Origin of the sequence: Herbaspirillum sp. RTI4, assembly GCF_034313965.1 — a bacterium.
Lineage (GTDB): Bacteria > Pseudomonadota > Gammaproteobacteria > Burkholderiales > Burkholderiaceae_D > Herbaspirillum.
The window spans coordinates 214500-231777 of record NZ_JAVIWQ010000002.1; the positions used below are offsets into that span (position 1 = coordinate 214500).

14 protein-coding genes are annotated in these 17278 nt (G+C 55.8%); 5 read left to right on the plus strand and 9 right to left on the minus strand.

Annotated elements, in window-relative coordinates:
• Positions 1 to 44 precede the first annotated feature (44 nt).
• From RGU70_RS01155 to RGU70_RS01190, 8 genes are all read right to left on the minus strand, one after another.
• Positions 45 to 1673, minus strand: a complete 1629-nt coding sequence (locus RGU70_RS01155) for a ShlB/FhaC/HecB family hemolysin secretion/activation protein (protein ID WP_322207597.1) — start codon at positions 1671 to 1673, stop codon at positions 45 to 47.
• A gap of 401 nt (positions 1674 to 2074) precedes the next feature.
• Positions 2075 to 3220 carry an IS30 family transposase gene (locus RGU70_RS01160; protein WP_322207422.1) on the minus strand — a complete coding sequence of 382 codons (1146 nt, stop codon included), beginning with the start codon at positions 3218 to 3220 and terminating at the stop codon, positions 2075 to 2077.
• 162 nt (positions 3221 to 3382) lie between these two features.
• The gene (locus tag RGU70_RS01165; RefSeq protein ID WP_322207599.1) at positions 3383 to 5146 is read right to left on the minus strand and encodes a methyltransferase domain-containing protein; all 1764 of its coding nucleotides are present in this window, start codon (positions 5144 to 5146) and stop codon (positions 3383 to 3385) included.
• 94 nt (positions 5147 to 5240) lie between these two features.
• A complete protein-coding gene (locus RGU70_RS01170) occupies positions 5241 to 7085 on the minus strand; it encodes a peptide transporter (RefSeq protein WP_322207600.1) in 1845 nt (614 codons plus the stop codon).
• A 427-nt stretch (positions 7086 to 7512) separates the two neighbouring features.
• Entirely contained in the window at positions 7513 to 8403 is an 891-nt protein-coding gene (argB, locus tag RGU70_RS01175) for an acetylglutamate kinase (RefSeq protein ID WP_322207601.1), read from the minus strand.
• A 120-nt stretch (positions 8404 to 8523) separates the two neighbouring features.
• The gene (locus tag RGU70_RS01180; protein ID WP_322207602.1) at positions 8524 to 9420 is read right to left on the minus strand and encodes a hypothetical protein; all 897 of its coding nucleotides are present in this window, start codon (positions 9418 to 9420) and stop codon (positions 8524 to 8526) included.
• 88 nt (positions 9421 to 9508) lie between these two features.
• Positions 9509 to 10288 carry a type III pantothenate kinase gene (locus tag RGU70_RS01185; protein WP_322207603.1) on the minus strand — a complete coding sequence of 260 codons (780 nt, stop codon included), beginning with the start codon at positions 10286 to 10288 and terminating at the stop codon, positions 9509 to 9511.
• A gap of 1 nt (position 10289) precedes the next feature.
• Entirely contained in the window at positions 10290 to 11156 is an 867-nt protein-coding gene (locus tag RGU70_RS01190; RefSeq protein ID WP_322207604.1) for a biotin--[acetyl-CoA-carboxylase] ligase, read from the minus strand.
• Between RGU70_RS01190 and RGU70_RS01195 the strand changes: the two genes are divergently transcribed.
• The 5 genes from RGU70_RS01195 to RGU70_RS01215 all read left to right on the plus strand — a co-directional run bounded on the left by RGU70_RS01195 (position 11155) and on the right by RGU70_RS01215 (position 14941).
• Entirely contained in the window at positions 11155 to 11289 is a 135-nt protein-coding gene (locus RGU70_RS01195; protein WP_322207605.1) for a hypothetical protein, read from the plus strand. The two genes, RGU70_RS01190 and RGU70_RS01195, sit on opposite strands and share 2 nt — an antisense overlap.
• 9 nt (positions 11290 to 11298) lie before the next feature.
• Positions 11299 to 12462 carry a VanZ family protein gene (locus RGU70_RS01200; protein WP_322207606.1) on the plus strand — a complete coding sequence of 388 codons (1164 nt, stop codon included), beginning with the start codon at positions 11299 to 11301 and terminating at the stop codon, positions 12460 to 12462.
• Positions 12463 to 12562: 100 nt separating this feature from the next.
• The gene (locus tag RGU70_RS01205; protein WP_322210663.1) at positions 12563 to 12883 is read left to right on the plus strand and encodes a (2Fe-2S) ferredoxin domain-containing protein; all 321 of its coding nucleotides are present in this window, start codon (positions 12563 to 12565) and stop codon (positions 12881 to 12883) included.
• 28 nt (positions 12884 to 12911) lie between these two features.
• Complete coding sequence (locus RGU70_RS01210) at positions 12912 to 13547, plus strand: alpha/beta hydrolase (RefSeq protein WP_322207607.1); 636 nt, start codon at positions 12912 to 12914, stop codon at positions 13545 to 13547.
• 245 nt (positions 13548 to 13792) lie between these two features.
• A complete protein-coding gene (locus tag RGU70_RS01215; protein WP_322207608.1) occupies positions 13793 to 14941 on the plus strand; it encodes a D-alanyl-D-alanine carboxypeptidase family protein in 1149 nt (382 codons plus the stop codon).
• Between the two features lie 131 nt (positions 14942 to 15072).
• Here the strand turns inward: RGU70_RS01215 and RGU70_RS01220 are convergent, their stop codons facing one another.
• A complete protein-coding gene (locus RGU70_RS01220; protein ID WP_322207609.1) occupies positions 15073 to 16941 on the minus strand; it encodes a phosphoenolpyruvate carboxykinase (GTP) in 1869 nt (622 codons plus the stop codon).
• Positions 16942 to 17278 lie beyond the last annotated feature (337 nt).

The window sequence follows — 17278 nt, forward strand, 5'->3', positions numbered from 1 at the left end:
ATAAAATCCGTTGCATTGATTCAGGAATTTCTGCTGGGTGCCGCTTAAAACCCATAGCCCAGGACCAGCCAGATACGCGACGTCGCACTGCCGGGATAGTTGATGGAGTCGGCGCTGCCAGGCATGCGTTTAGCCCAGACCAGCGTACCGCTGAGCCGAGTCGGGCTGAGCCAGTCCAGCGCCATGCCGAAGGCAGACAAGCTGCGATGATTGGAAATACTGCTACTGGAATAACCGCTCTGGATTTGCCAGTTGCTATAAGTCTGATGGTTGATGTTGCCGTTGGCATAATCGATAAATATTCCCGGCGCAAACATGTCACCGGAAGACAGTATCGTGCGGTGGCGCAATTCCATCGTCACAATCATGCCGTCATCCAAAGAGCCCTCATCATTGCGAAAGGCGCGGACCCCGGACAGGCCTCCCAGTGATATTTTTTCCGAAGGGTCCAGATTGCGGCTGGCAAGCTGACCGCGCAGACTGAGCAATCCATACGCATTGCCGCTGTTGTCGAAATTTTGTCGCCGCAGCAGATTAAAGCCGAGTTTTTGATAACTGCCCAACTGGTTCGCCGGATTGCCCGTCGCTGTGTGGTCGGCGACGCTACCGAGCGACAGCGCCATATTGCCGGACCAGAAGCTTTGACCCAGTTGCAGCGCACGATCCCCCGAATTGAAATCCAGCGACCCGCGTAGCGAATAGAGCTGTTTGTCGGACACCTTCACCCCCAGAGTATTGACCAGGGAATGCGTGGCAACGCCGTCGAGCGCCAGCATGGAGTTACGCTCCAGTCCGCGTAAAAGCGGGTAGGCCAGGCCCAGCGTTGCCGTATCGGCGCGTCCATCGGAGTTGACCGCTGAGACCGAAAACAAACTGCGCGAGAGGCTGCTGGTGCCACGCCAGCCGTCACTGCCCAGCGGCACTTTGAAACCGATCAGTCCGCTATTTTGCTGCCGGCTGGTGGTATTGAAACCGAGATTGAGCACATCCCCTTGCCCCAGCACATTGTTCATCGCACCGACGACGCCGAGCCGGTTTTTACCGGTGGAGCCAACGCCGTTGTTATCTGCGCTGACCGAGCCGGAATACCTCTCGATATTTTTTGCCACCGTGATTTCTACCCGCGTCTGTCCTACCGCCACGCCTTTTGGGGAGAGTTGCGGACGTTCCAGTTTGACGCCGGTAATGTCTTGCAAAAGCTGCGTGGCGCGTTCCATTTTTTGCGCAGTGAGGATGCAGTCGTTGCCAATTCCTTCAGGACACAAGGCTTTCTCAGAGACCTGTTGCAGTCGCGTGGTATCCACCAAGGAAGTATTGATGAGATCGATGGCGCCGATTTTTCCTTCAAATACGTTGAGATACAGCTCACCCGTGGAGAAAAAAGCGGTGCGGCTGGCGGGTGTCATGATGACTTGCGCAATCATTAAACCGCCATTACGCAACTCCATGGTGAGATCGGCCAGAATCTGTTCCAACTGGGCGCGGTCGAGCGTCTTGTGCAGTAAATTTTCTTTCAAGGCCGCCAGCCTCGCATTGGCCACCCTGGTGGAACTTCCCTCCCAGCTGACAGTGCGTACTTTGACGTGATCTGCGGCTTGAGCAGACTTCACTGGAGCCATTTCATCGGCAAAGGTGACGTGCATAAAGGCCAGAAGCAGGATGCCTGCTAGCAAGCCTGATAATGCGCCTGAAAGAAGGCCTGCGCGGAGGGCTTCCCGAGTCCGGGAATGGGCTTCCCAGGTGACGCACCGTATGTCATTTTTTGTTTTCATTTCGCGCATACACAGACTCCGTTTCTGATCGGCGGCTATCCTGGCACCTTTCATTCCGCTCTGAAGAGCAGACCAATGCAACACTTTCCTGAGATCGGATTGCCGGGCGCTACGGCGTGGCAATGGATCAATTACCCACCAGATTAATTTGAAAATAAATTAATTTTGGAAATTGTATTGAACGAAAATATTTAATATTAAAAACCATGCATTTAATTTTTTATTTATATCCGCTTATTTACACAATATCTTAAATAAATAAATTATTGAAATGTATTTTCAATACAGGCGGATTCAAGCGGTCACTGCAACGCGTTATTAAAAATTTCCGCCGGCGTTCTAAACCCGAGAGTTTTTCGTGGTCGGGCATTGAGCTCTGCTGCTATGTCATCTAATTCGTGTTGGGAATATTTGGCCAGTCCGCTTCCTTTTGGGAAATATTGCCTCAACAGACCATTGGTATTTTCATTAGTGCCACGTTGCCATGGACTACGAGGATCGCAAAAATAAACTTCCATATCTGTTGCGATAGTAAATTGTTTATGTGCTGAAAGCTCTTGTCCGCGATCCCAAGTTAAACTTTTGCAGATCTGATAGGGAAGTTTTTTCATCTGCTCCGTCAGTGAGTGCACCACACTTGGTGCTGTGCGGCCTTCACACTTACACAAGACGGTAAATCTAGACTGACGCTCAACTACGGTGGCTATGGCGCTGTTATTGGCACCGATAATCAGATCGCCCTCCCAGTGCCCAGGGATTGCTCGGTCTTCGATTTCAACGGGACGATCTCTGATCGAGATAGCATCCAAAATTTGCCCTCTACTACCGGCCTTATGATTTTTGGCATGGCGAAACATCCGTTTCGTTCTTAAATGTTTTTTCAGCTCTTCCCGAAATAAGGCCCGTGTCTGAATAAACAAAGATTTGTATATCGTTTCATGGGACACATACATCTCCTTGCTCGTGTCGGTCTGCCTGGTCTTTAGCCATCCAGCGATTTGCTCTGGAGACCAGTTTGAGGCGAGCCTTTCCTCTACAAGACATCTTAGGGCGGGACGTTCTGCCAGTAAGAATGATTTTGGTCGCTTCGCTCGTTTAAGAAAAGCTTGTTCAGCAATACTGGCACGATATTTAACGACGCCACCGTTCCGGGATATTTCCCTGGAAATTGTCGATGGTGAGCGATTAAGTTCTCTGGCAATACTGCGAATACTGCACTCTTTGGCTAGTGCCCTAGAAATGTCTTCGCGCTCTTCAAGAGTAAGGTAAGTCGCTCGACGCTGCCTCTTTCGTGGCGTGATGCCACCGTGATAGAGCAGGTAGGAGTATATGGTTGCCGCTGGCTTCTCAATGTCCCTGGCTATTTCGCTCATCGGATATCCTTGTTGCCACATTCGCCAGATGATGGCTTTGCGATCATCGGTCATTGCTCCGTAAATACTTGGCATCGCACACCTCATCGATTTTAATTTATGATGAAAATCAGGTGTTGCAGTGACCGCTTGAATCCGCCCATCTCACAATAATAATTATTAATGGAAATATTTCTTAATAATAATATTAATTTAATAATTGCAGTATCACCCTCTGATACTCCCGACCGGCACTATTTAACTGCGACGCAGAAACTCTTTCGCCAAAGTTCCTAACTCCTGCCGCACCAGTTCAATCACCGACGCCCATTCGCTCACGCGTTTTTGCCGGAATATTTTGACGGTGGGATACCAGGGACTGCTCTCTTTCCCCACTCCCCAGCGCCAGTCGGTATAGGCCGGCACCAACAGCCATGTGCGCTTTCCCATCGCCCCGGCCAAATGGACGACAGCGGTATCGACGGTAATCACCAGATCGAGCTGATCGATGACGGCGGCGGTATCTGAAAACGTGTCGAATTGATTGCCGACAGCGCGCAGGGAAAGTTTGCTTCGGTGCGCGAATTCCTGGCACTGATCCTCACCTGCTCCCTTCTGCAGGCTGATGAAATGAATTCCAGGTATATCGAACAGAGGCTCCAGCCAGACCAGACCGGGTAATGAGCGGAAGGCATCATTTTCATGCAGAGGACTTCCCTTCCAGACCAGACCGACCCGCAAACGAGCGTCTTTCTCAGGCAATTTCCCCTTCCATTTTTTGATCTGCTGCGGAGAGGCGCGAAGGTAGGGAAGCTTATCCGGCACGCCATGCGTTTGCAGCGAGTAATGCACCGGTATCGAATGCGGATAGACCCAATAATCATGCGGGGGCAAGTCCTCGACCGATTTCGCATCAACCACCCGATCCGCACCATTCAGTGATTGCATGATGTCCAGGATGGCCGTCTGGCAGACCACCGTGACCCGTAAGGCCCCCATGGCTTTGAAGGTGGCGGCAAAGCGGGCAAACATGAGTTCATCGCCAAATCCGAATTCGGTCCAGAAGACAATCGACTTACCCTCCAGCGATTGCCCTTCCCAGCGCGGATAGGCGGTCGGTGGCAACACCGCGCTGCGTCTTTCGTCGGAGATCAGGACATCCCGTCGTTTGAAACCTTCGTCGAATTGTCCCTGCGAGATCAGCGCCAGCGCCCGATACAGCTTGGGCAAATGTTGTTCCGGAAGCGCTTGTTCGCAGCGCTGCCACAGCGGATCAATGGCCTCGTATTGGCCGGCCTGAGTCAGCAGATGGGCAAGCTGGTTGTAGGCATCGAAGAGCCGCGGGTCTTCCTCTATTGCTGCCTGATAACAGAACATGGCGTCACGATCCTGAAACGATCGGTAATGCTGCATCCCTTGTTGCAAACAGGCGATGCCACGATTGGTTTTTTTGCGCCAGACAAACTCAATCGCGCATTCGGCCATGCCCTGGGTCTGGTCAGTCTCGGCGGCGTTTTCATTGTAAAAATCGCGTATCTGCCACAGGCGTTCGCACTCGACATCGGGGCCGAACTCGCGCACGAGGTCGATCAGATTGATCGAGCTGCCCATGGTCGGCCGCTGTTTGTAGAGCGTGAAGCTGGCTTTGTGGTCGGCATTGAAGTGGGACGGCCAGTATCCGTGTTCGTACAGGTCTTCGTCCGGCACCGTGACGATCAGGTAACCGCCTGGCTTCAGTATGCGCAACCAGTTCTTTAATGCCTGCCTCACATCCACCATGTGTTCGAGACAGTGACTGGAGTAAACGAAGTCCAGACTTTCGTCGGCAATGCCTTGCATGCCCTGCGCATCGCCGTCGGGCAAGTCCCAGGTTCTGACCTCGCCCATACGCGGAAATAAGCCGGCATGCTGCGCCAGCGGATCGGGCGCACCGCCGATGTCGATGCCCCTTCCCACAAAATAGCGCGACTGGAAGGCACCATCCATATAACGACGCCGGTTGGCTTTACTGGTCTCGAACATCCTTGTTTCCCCGGCAAGGCGGCGGCTCTGCCGGCCGCTCGTTTTTAGGAATAGCTGCGTCTTTTTTATACTGGCGTGAATTTCCTGAAGCGGATTAAGCGAGCTGCAAGAATCGGCTCGTTAATGCGTTGAGCAACATGCGCCCCATGATTTCGGGGCGACCATGGAAGAGTTTTTGTACTGCGGCAGGATTGGCGAGTTCCTTGCGCAAGGCCGTACGCTCAGCGTGCTGCGAGGCCATGCGCAGGGTCGCGGCGATGTATTCCTCGCGGGTATGCGCGACGGTCCAGGAAGGAAAACCGAGGCGGCCAAATAATCCTTCGTCGATGTGTTCATGCACTTCGCGTCCGGTCTTGCAGATGCCCACCAGACCGGCGGTCACGGTATCGATGATGCCGTTGGTGTTGCCGAAGGGGAAAGGATTGACGAACATGTCGCAGTCCGCCATGACCTTCAGATAATCCTTGTAGGACTGATGCGGATACACCGTGGCGCGGTCGCCAAGAAACTGACTGATGACGCGTTTGATCTGCGGCAGCATCAATCCCTGCGCTTGCCCGATCAGCAGGTGGTAGTGGATTTTTACCGGTGAGGCATGAAGGATCTCGGCCAGCGTGCTTAAAAACAGAGGGTTCAGTTTCATGGTCGTGGCGGCGATCACGATGCGCACCAGATCCGGCTTTTCCCGATAGACGGTGTCGACGACGAAGGCGGCTGCTTCGCTTGACGGTCGATAGGGCATGCCGTCGACGGGTAGTTGCAGCAAGGTTTCGCTGAAGCAGGCGGGGTCGCCGACGTAGTCTTCTTCCACCACTACATAGTCCATTTCGGGGGAGTGGGTGGTAGCCGGGTGCCCCAGCGCCATGGCTTGCAGAGGGGCAAGTCGCATATTGCTCAGATAGAGCGTGATGGGAAACATGCCGACACTGGGCATGTACATCACTTCTGCTTTTTTCTCTTTTGCCGTCGCCTGAATCTGCTGGAGCTGCGCCAGCATGTCGCCTTTTTCAATCGGGATGAATTCGTCGAAGATGGCCCGTCCTGCCTCATCCACGCTGTGCTCATAGCCCATCCCGATGACGTGGAATAAGTCCCTGGCCGATTCGATGGTGCGGGAGTGTGTCCGGTAGATGGAGTGGGTGGCAGTGAACCATTCCACGATGACCAGCATGACCGGTTTCGATCCGGCGGGCATGCCGTCCGTCGGCGGCAGCGCGAACAAGCCGGCTTCGTGCAGTTTGCGCCGGATCAGAATATTGATGGCGCGTTTGATATCGTGCTTTTCAGGCTGATCGGCGTAGCTGCAATGCATGTAGACGTCGTGCAGGATGCCGGCGGGCAAAACGGACAGATCATCGATTTCCGGTAACTTGCGTGACAGCCACGGCAATATTTTCTCGCGCTTGTCATGCGCCACCGGCGAACCGAGAAATCGTGGCGACATGAGTACCAGACATAAACCGGCGGTCAGCACTTTGTTGTGCTCCCACATGGCATCTAAATCCAGCGGGATTTCCGACTCAGGCGAAAACAGCATGCAAAACTTGATCAGGTCCTTGTCGGCAATTTCGACATTGCCCAGGTCCTCTTCGCCGCGCAAATTCAGGGCGCGGATAACGTGATCGGCGTTACGCAACTGGCTGGCGGAAAACAAGGACGATAGCCAGCGGTGCCAGTTCAGAATTTGCCCGTGACCTACCGGTGAAAACTGAAAAGAAGCATCTGAAAATAAACAGGATACCGCCGAGGAAATCCGCGCCAATACGTGTTCGCCTACTTCCTGCGGATGGACACTGGCGACGGGCTTGGCGATGAAGTCTTCTCCCATCAAGCCGTAATTGGCATCCAGCGCAGACAGCAGCACCATTAATTCCCGAGCAGCAATTTCGTGTTGACGGGTATACGCGAGATATTCAAATCGTTCTAGAGAAAATCCCATGGAGTATCCCTTTGAATAGAGAAAGAATGTAATGATTGAATCAGCGAAACACTAAAACATTCAAAGAATAAATACAATTATTTATTGAATATATAATTTCCAAATTGAAATGTTGATTAATTGAAATTAAGTTGAATTTCAAATTACAATAAAATAAAATAAATGAAATCGAACTAGATTGATATTATTTAATTAATAACTATTGAATTAATAACTATTGAATTAATAACTATTGAATTAATAACTATTGAATTAATAACTATTTAATTAATAACTATTGAATTAATATTTATTATCCAATGTTAATTAATTTTGATTGATTGATTAATTACTTCAACCATTTCTTCTGCAACACTATTCATTCGGAAATAAAAAAACCGCTCAGCTCCTTAGAACTGAACGGCTTTTTACTTCCCGGGGAAAAACCTCAGTGCGAGCGGATCATCGTCCCGAAGGCCTGCTCGGTCAGCACTTCCAGCAGCAGCGAATGTTCGATGCGGCCGTCGATGATATGCACCGTATTGACGCCCGACTTGGCCGCATCCAGCGCCGAAGCAATCTTCGGCAGCATGCCGCCGGAGATGGTGCCATCGGCGAACATTTCATCGATTTCGCGCGCCGACAAGTCGGTCAGCAGATTGCCCTGCTTGTCCTGCACGCCGGCAATATTGGTCATCAGGATCAGTTTTTCCGCATGCAGGATTTCTGCGATCTTGCCTGCCACCACATCGGCATTGATGTTGTAGGCCTGACCGTCGGCACCGAAACCGATAGGCGAGATGATGGGAATGAAAGCGTCGTCCTGCAAGGCCTTGACCACCGCCGGGTTGATCGCTTCAATTTCACCGACGAAGCCGATATCGAGGAATTCACCCGGATGCTCACGATCCGGCATTTTCATCTTGCGGGCGCGAATGAGGCCGCCGTCTTTGCCGGTCAGCCCGACTGCCTGACCGCCATAGTGATTAATCAGCATCACGATATCCTGCTGGACTTCGCCGCCAAGCACCCATTCCACCACTTCCATGGTTTCTTCGTCAGTAATCCGCATGCCTTGCACGAACTGGCCTTGCTTGCCGATTTTTTTCAAGGCGTTGTCAATTTGCGGACCACCGCCATGGACCACCACCGGATTCATGCCGACCAGCTTGAGCAAAATGACGTCGCGCGCAAAGCCGTGCTTTAAGCGCTCCTCGGTCATGGCGTTGCCGCCGTATTTGACCACAATGGTCTTGCCGTGAAACTGACGGATGTAGGGCAAGGCCTCAGCCAGAATTTCAGCTTTGATCTGAGGAGCGACTTCGGGTAGTACGGTCATGGCAACAATCCTGTGTGGGCAGTCGGGATACCGGATTCTACATGGAAAGTCCGGCGGCTTCGGAGACGTTTTATCCAGATCGGTTCAAGCGGGAGACGTCAACCGCCTGCATGAGTCCGCTCAGGCGGGGCTGACGGCCGGACGCGCAGGACAATCCCGCACTTCCTGCGTCGGAAAATACTTCTTCAGGCTGTCAACGCCGGCCCTGCTGCCGGGCTCGAAGTGCGGTAGTTGCAGTACCAATTTGCTGGTACTGGCGGTGCGGGCCATGATATTGGCACTGCGCACGCCTATTTGAATCAAGGACGCTATCCGCGACTTGGCGGCTTGCTCGGTCTTGAATACCCCTAATGAAATGGACCAGCGCAAAGCGGGCGGCTCGGTCAGGATTTGAAAATCATCGAGATGCAAACGGCGCAGCTCGCCAGCCTTGTGCTCAGCCGCCTCCTGGCTCCCCTGCGGAGGGATGTACAACATGTAGTTACTGATTTCCTGCACCATGCGGCGCGTCGGCACCAGCGGCGGTTTCAGCGTCAGCAGACGTGCGGCGAATTTATCGGCCTCGACCGGACTGAAATCGCCGATTTCTATGCAGGCCGTACTCAAAACCGGAGCGGGAGCGGACGCTTGCGGAGCGACAACGGAAGGAGGAGTTTTCGCGGCAGGCGGCAGAGGCACCGGAACCGCAGCAGGAGGGGCGACAGGCGGGGTGACAGCCGGGGTCACAGCTGGAATAACAGCCGGAACAACAGGCGAAGCAACAACTGCCGCAGGCGTGGGAGGCAATGCCACAGGAACCGGAGTGACTGCGGATACGGCCGGAAGAGGAGCGGGCGTCACCGGCAAAACAGGAGCCGGGTTCTCAACCGGCAGCGGACGTATCTGCTCAGGATGCAGTTGCAGCGCCAGCCGCAAGGGTTCGCGTTGCGGAACCGGCTGCACGCCGAACACGCCTTGCTGCAGCGCCAGCAGTACGCCATTGATGATCAACAACAACCAGAAGCTTAGTTTCAACATGCATTCAGCCTTTTTCCATTCTTTTTTTATGCCAATGTATTTTGTGTCGGTAGGGCTTATTGTGCTGCGGTAAAACAGGTCCTGGCGATCAGGAACACAAGGCCACCTCATGCAAACCGATCAGCACCAGCTGCTCGACGAACTCGGCATCAATGCGCAGATTCGGCAGCAGAGAAGCGGCGCTGCCGCCTGAAACCAGACAACGCACCTTGTCGCCACCAGTTGCAGCGTGCGTGGCCACGGCGGCCTCAATCGCTCCGGTCTGCGCCTGCAGGCAACCCGCGAGAATGGCCTGTCGGGTATTGTCGGCAAATATCGTGAGCGGACCAGTAGCGCCCGCATCCGACGCCACCTGCGGCAATTGCGCCGTGCCCTTCGCCAGCGAAGCGGTCATCAAATCCAGTCCGGGCAAAATCATCCCGCCCAGAAACCGCCCATCCGCCGTCAGTGCGTCGATGGTGGTAGCGGTACCGGCATTGACTACGATCATCGCTTCGCCGGGATACAAGGCATGCGCGCCGATCGCGCTGGCGAAACGGTCGCAGCCGAGCTGCAAGGGATCCCGATACCCATTACGCACGCCCGCCAGCGCCGCACTGGAGGCAAACCATTGCACCTCGACGACGCGACCGACCACCGCAGGCGTCAACAGCGCATCCAAAGCAGCGCGTACGGCATGACCGGCTACATTGGAAATCAGTACCCGCCGGATAGGATGCTGCTGCAACAAGGCTGGCATCTGCTCCATTGCGTGATGGGCCAGTGCGCCGCTGTGCAGCCAGCGCCGGCCATCGTCGCCGGTGGGTGAGGCCGATGGCGCAATCGCCCATTTCAGACGCGTATTGCCGATATCAATCAAGAGCAGCATGTCAGCTCGCCTCCTGCAAGCGCAAAGAGACATCGCCGGCAATAACCGCAATCTGTCCTTGCGCGGTGTTGAGCAACAAGCGCCCTGCACTATCGACGCCCTGCGCCAGTCCGCTGTACAGCGTCTTGCCGTTATCGATGATATCGACCGCCTGACCGGCATAGGCATGCAAATGATTCCAGCGTGCGGCGAAGCCGGCAAAACCTTCTGCCTCGAATTGCCGCAGATTCAGCACCAGACTATGGAGAATGGCCGCCATCAGCGCCTCCCGTTCCATGGACTGCAACGAAGCGGCTCCGGTGGCGGCGCGGCCGATGCGTAGCGTCTGCGCGTCGCTCAAGGTCAGGTTCAGTCCCACGCCGATCACTGCCCAGATCTGCCCGACAGCCGACTTGACCGACGCTGTTTCAATCAGCACACCGCCCAGTTTGGCACCGTCCAGCAAGATGTCGTTCGGCCATTTCAGACGCGCATGCACGCCTTGCAGCGCCAGCGTATCGGCCAACGCATCGACCAATGCCACGCCCACTGCCAGCGGCAAACCAGCCAGCGCCGACAACGGCAAAGCCAAGCGCCACGCCAAAGAAAACGTGAGCGCCGCACCAGACTCGGCGTGCCAGACGCGTCCGGCCCGACCGCGTCCGGCGGTCTGCGAATGCGCGAGCAGCAGGGTCGGCTGAAGCAAACCCGGAAGCGCGGTCATCAGGTCGACATTGGTGGAGCCTGTTTCCGCTACCGTCCGTATGTCTATGTCAATGTCAGGCAGCAGTCCGGCCTGCCGGGCAGACTGCGCCAGCAACGCATAATGCGCGGCAATGCGCGCAGCGGAATCGGTGGGAGTGACGGTGGGGGGGAGCGTGTCTGCCATGGCCGACATTGTAACGGCGATTGCAGCGCGATTGCCGTCCGTCGGCACAGCCAGTCTCGCACCCGGCAATTTCCCTCATGCGCGACGTCATGCACAACGACAACATGCTGCGCGGCGCAATGAAATCGGTTAACCTGAGCCGATGCCCGCACCTCATCGCTCCGTCCCTTCCCCCGCCCCTGATACGTCCGAGAACCTCGACGATGCGCCCTCATTCGCGCGCATCAGTCTGGTGGTCTATGCGCTATTGATTGTGTATGCGAGCTGGTTCCCCTTTTCCGGCTGGCGCGACATGGGTCTGTCGCCCTTTGCCTATCTGTTCGCCCGCTTTCCTTATTACTGGACCTTGTTCGATGTTCTGACCAACGTCGCCGGCTATGCGCCGCTCGGGTTGTTCGCCATTTACTCCCTCTATCCGCGTGTGCGTGGCATCCCGGCCTTGTTGCTGGTGGTGCTGGGCGGATTCGCCCTGTCCGCGATCATGGAGGCGGTGCAAACTTATCTGCCGACGCGCGTGTCGTCCAATCTGGACTTGCTCACCAATACCGCCGGCTGTCTGGTCGGCGCGCTCATTGGCGTGTGGTCTTGCCGTGCGGTGCGGGAAAGTCGCTTGCTGGCATTGCGACAGCGCTGGTTTCATCGGGATGCAAGTCCCGGACTGCTGATCATTGCGCTCTGGCCGCTGGCGCAGATTTATCCGCAAAGTCAGGTGTTTGGTCTGGGACAGATTGTGGGCGCATTGTCGGGTTTATTGTCATCGCTGCTCGATCAGCCCTTCGATCTGTCTTCGCTGTGGCTCAACGGCGTCCACCCGAGCGCGGAACAATACTGGCTGGCCGATCTCGTCGTGACCGCCTGCGGGATGATAGGCGGCGCGCTGATGTTTATGTTGCTGTTGCGTAAAAATGCGCCGCGCGCCGTCATGGCGATCGTATTGACGGTGAGTATGGTGGCCATGAAGTCGCTCGCCAATGCGCTCATTTTCACGCCGGAACAGGCTTTTTCCTGGCTCACTCCGGGGGCTGTCGGCGGCATATTGATCGCCTCACTGATGCTGCTCGCACTTGCGCTGGCACGCCACACGGCGCAGCGGCGAGTTGCGGTTCTGGCACTGATGATCAGCCTGATCGTCGCTAATCTGATGCCGGATAATCCTTACTTTGCCTCGACCCTGCAAACCTGGGTGCAAGGGAAATTTCTCAATTTCAATGGCGCAGCCCAATTTCTTTCCGTGTTGTGGCCCTTCCTGGCGTTCTGGTTTCTGCTGCGTTCGCCACGTCAGAAGCCGCACCCCGACACGGCCTGAAACATGCGCCATCGCAGTGTATGATGGCAACTCCTCGCCCGGATGCCCTTTGATCGACACTGGCGTCCTGGCATCGCTGGCATCACCGACTGGAGCCATGATGGCTGACACCCCTTTTTATCAGCACCACGTCTTTTTTTGCATTAACGAACGCCCTCCCGGCGAACGCACCTGCTGCGCGCATAAAGGTGCCGAACAGGCTTTGAGCCACGCCAAGAAACGCATCAAACAGCTGGAGCTGAACGGCGAAGGCAAAGTCCGCATTAACCGCGCCGGATGTCTGGAGCGCTGCGAAGAAGGCCCGGCCATCGTGATTTACCCGCAAGGCACCTGGTACACCTACGTCGATAACCAGGACATCGACGACATCATCGACACCCATATCGTCGGCGGCCAGATAGTCGAACGGCTCAAAATTTAAAGACCTCTCCGGGCAGTTGCCCGCACTCATGAATATTCACACACAAAACTTTACGCTCGCCGGCAACGCCGGTCTGATGCAATGCGCGCTGGACTTGCCCGATGCCGAACAGTTTCCGGCACCGGTAGGACTGGCCCTGATTGCGCATCCGCATCCGCTGTTCGGCGGCACGATGGACAACAAGGTAGTGCAGACGCTCACGCGCGCCTTCCAGGCACTGGGCTACGCTGCGGTGCGCATGAATTTTCGCGGCGTCGGTCAATCCGAGGGCGTGCATGACAACGGCGTCGGTGAAACCGCCGATATGGCCTTGCTGCTGCAACACATGCGTACGCACTATCCCGATGTGCCGCTGGCACTGGCCGGCTTTTCCTTTGGCACCTTCGTCCAGGCCTGCCTGAATCAGCAATTGCTGGCTGCGCAGACGCCTGTCGAACGGCTGGTTTTGGTCGGCAGCGCCGCCGGAAAATGGGCCATGCCGCCGGTACCGGCGAATACTATTCTGATCCACGGCGAGCAGGACGACACCATCCCGCTCACTGCCGTCTTCGATTGGGCGCGGCCGCTCGATATTCCGGTCATCGTCATTCCCGGCTCCGACCATTTTTTCCATCGCAAGCTGCAACACATCAAAAACCTGGTGGTCGAGATGTGGCTGCGCTGATCCGGCGCATTCGGTCAGGAAGCGTCTGATTTACCTTGATGAGCGTGTCCGGTCAACGCCATAAATACCGCCGCATTTGCCCCTTCGGCGCCGTGGCTAAATCAGCCGCTTCTTTACTATTGTTTATAATCATCCTTTCCGGTGGCCTGTTTTGTCTGCGTGCCAGCCGGGCATGAGCGCCTCGCCCTGTTATGTTTTCGTTTCCGAGCCTTCCGCCTCCATTTTTACTTTCTTTACAAGTCCCCATGAAAAAATTTCTCGCAGCTTTCGCTGCCATGGCACTGGCTTTTTCCGCCGCCAGCGCCCAAACCCTTTCGCCGCCGAGCATTGCTGCTAAAAGCTGGCTGCTGCTCGATGCCACCAGCAATCAGGTGGTTGCCTCCCAGGATGCGGATTTGCGCGTGGAACCTGCTTCGCTGACCAAGATCATGACCGCCTATCTGGCCTTTGCCGCCGTGCGCGATAAAAAGCTGAGTCTGACCCAGACCGTCAATGTGTCAGTGGACGCCTGGAAAGTCGATCCCAGCAGCTCCAAGATGTTCATTGAGCCCAACAAACCGGTCAGCATCGACAATCTGCTGTTCGGCCTGATTACCGTTTCCGGCAACGATGCAGCGGTCGCGGTCGCGGAAGCCGTCGCCGGTTCGGTCGATGCTTTTGTCAATCAGATGAATCAGGAAGGGCAACGTATGGGATTGCGCAACACCCATTACACCAATCCGCACGGCCTGCCTGACCCGGCCAATTACACCACTGCGCGCGATTTGTCGGTGCTGGCGAATCGTCTGATCAATGATTTCCCGCAGTTTTACAAAACGTATTACTCGGCCAAAAAATTCACCTACAACAACATCACTCAACCTAACCGCAACCGTTTGTTGTGGCTGGACCCGACCGTTGATGGCATGAAGACCGGCCACACCGAAAGCGCGGGTTATTCGATGATTACCTCGGCCCGACGCCAGGAAGGCAATGGCGAACGCCGTCTGATTTCCGTCATTGTCGGCACCACTTCGGATCAGGTGCGCACGCAGGAAAGCCAGAAGCTGCTGAACTGGGGCTTCCAGAATTTCGATGCGGTCAAGCTGTATGCCAAGGATCAGGCCATCGATACGCCCAAGGTGTGGAAAGGCGCGCAAAGTCAGGTCAAAATCGGTTTCCGGCACGATGTGTACGTGACCGTACCCAAAGGTTCTGCCACCAAGGTGAAACCTACCCTGACCCGCAACGATCCGCTGATGGCACCGCTGGCGGAAAATGCCAAGGTCGGCACCATGAAAGTCAGCCTCGACGGCAACGTCATCCTGGAAGTGCCGGTCGTAGCGCTGGAACAAGTTTCGCAAGCGAGCATTTTTGGCCGCGCCTGGGATTCGCTGCGGCTCTTGTTTAAGTAAAGCGCCGCCCCTCGCACGAGGGAGGAGCGGTGCGGTGCAGTTTTTTAACCGCTCCCGTTACTGCTCCCCCATGAAAAAAGCCACCGGATCAATCGGTGGCTTTTTTCATGCACAGGCGCTCTAGAGCAGAATTAGCTCATCAGACGTTTTTCCAGTTTCGCCCGCACTTCCAGCAACTCACGCGGCAAGCGCTGCTGCAATTTATCGAACAGCTCGTCATGCAGCTTCAGTTCGGCAATCCAGGCGTCGCGATCGATCGAAGTGATGGTCGTGAACTGCTCACGGCTGAACTCGATACCATCCCAGTTCACGTCTTCGTAGCGCGGCGTAATGCCGAACAGGTGATCGACGCCACCGACGCGTACGCCGGAAGGATCTTCGATCCGCTCCAGCATCCACTTCAGGACCCGCATGTTGTCGCCAAAACCGGGCCAGACGAACTTGCCCGCCGCATCGGTACGGAACCAGTTGACGCAGAATATCTTCGGCAACTCCGCGGGTGAAGCGGCAATCTTGCGTCCCATGTTGAGCCAGTGCTGGAAATAGTCGCTCATGTTGTAGCCGGCAAACGGCAGCATCGCAAACGGATCGCGTCGCACTACGCCCTGCTGGCCGACGGCGGCAGCGGTGGTTTCCGATCCCATGGTCGCGGCCATGTAGACGCCTTCGACCCAGTTACGCGCTTCGGTTACCAGCGGCACAGTGGTGGAGCGGCGTCCGCCGAAAATGAAGGCGGAAATCGGTACGCCGGCCGGATCATCCCAGGCCGAGTCGATCACCGGATTTTGCGTGGCCGCGACCGTGAAACGGGCGTTCGGATGCGCTGCCTTGCGGCCGCTTTCACGCGCGATGTCCGGCGTCCAGTCCTTGCCCTGCCAGTCGATCAGATGCGCCGGCGCTTCCTTGGTCATGCCTTCCCACCAGACATCGCCGTCGTCGGTCAGCGCGACGTTGGTGAAGATGGTGTCGGAGCGCATGGAGGCCATGCAGTTGAAGTTGGTTTTTTCGTTGGTGCCGGGGGCAACGCCGAAATAACCGGCTTCGGGATTGATCGCATACAGACGGCCATCGGCACCGGGTTTGATCCAGGCGATATCGTCACCGATGGTGGTGACTTTCCAGCCGTCAAAGCCTTGCGGCGGAATCAGCATGGCGAAATTGGTTTTGCCGCAGGCGGATGGGAATGCCGCCGCCACATAGTGTTTTTTACCGGCAGGCGATTCCACTCCCAGAATCAGCATGTGCTCTGCCAGCCAGCCTTCGTCGCGTCCCATGTTGGAGGCAATGCGCAGCGCGAAGCATTTTTTGCCGAGCAGCGCGTTGCCGCCGTAACCGGAACCGAAGGACCAGATTTCCCGCGTCTCGGGGTAATGCACGATGTACTTGGTCGGATTGCAAGGCCACGCCACGTCCTTCTGCCCCGCCTGTAACGGTGCGCCCACGCTGTGCACGCAAGGGACGAATTCGCCGTCACTGCCCAGTGCATCCAGTACCGGCTGGCCCATGCGCGTCATGATGCGCATATTGGCCGCCACATACGGCGAATCCGACAGTTCGACGCCGATGTGCGCAATCGGCGAACCCAGCGGCCCCATCGAAAACGGCACCACGTACAAAGTGCGGCCGCGCATGCAGCCATCGAACAGCCCGTGCAGGGTCGTGCGCATTTCGGTCGGATCGGTCCAGTTGTTGGTCGGGCCGGCCTGATCTTTGGCCGCCGAGCACATGAAGGTGCGGTCTTCCACCCGCGCCACATCGGAGGGATCGGAACAGGCCAGATAACTGTTGGGACGCTTCTCGGCATTGAGGCGTGTCATGGTGCCGGAGGCCACCATCTGCTGACACAAGCGGTCGTATTCTTCCTGCGACCCGTCACACCAGTAGATGCTTTGCGGCTTGGTCAGGGTAGCGATCTCAGCGACCCAATTGATTAATTTTTGATGTTTGACGCTGGCGGGCGCATTGACTGCGGCCACACCACCCATGACGGGTTGATTCATACCTTACCTCCGAAACAAATTAATCTCTGGCAATTTCACCACCGGCACCGGCTGATCCGGCAGAACCGGCACAACAACGCGACTGCGGCAAAACTGTCTCTCCTGAACGACTGACCGTCGCCTACCAGACCGGTGGCGCAAGCGCTCCGGCTATTTCCCAACGGCACCACAGCGGCGATTTTTTAATACCTTTTTATAGGGTGTGCTGACGTTTCATTTGCAAGTGCGAACGCCAACATGCCCTAGCCGGGGCGAAAATGGGGGATTGATTGTAACCCGCGCTTGTAAGTTTGTAGCGAAAAGTAGTTGAGCGATGTAGTAGGAGAAAAAGCTGCTT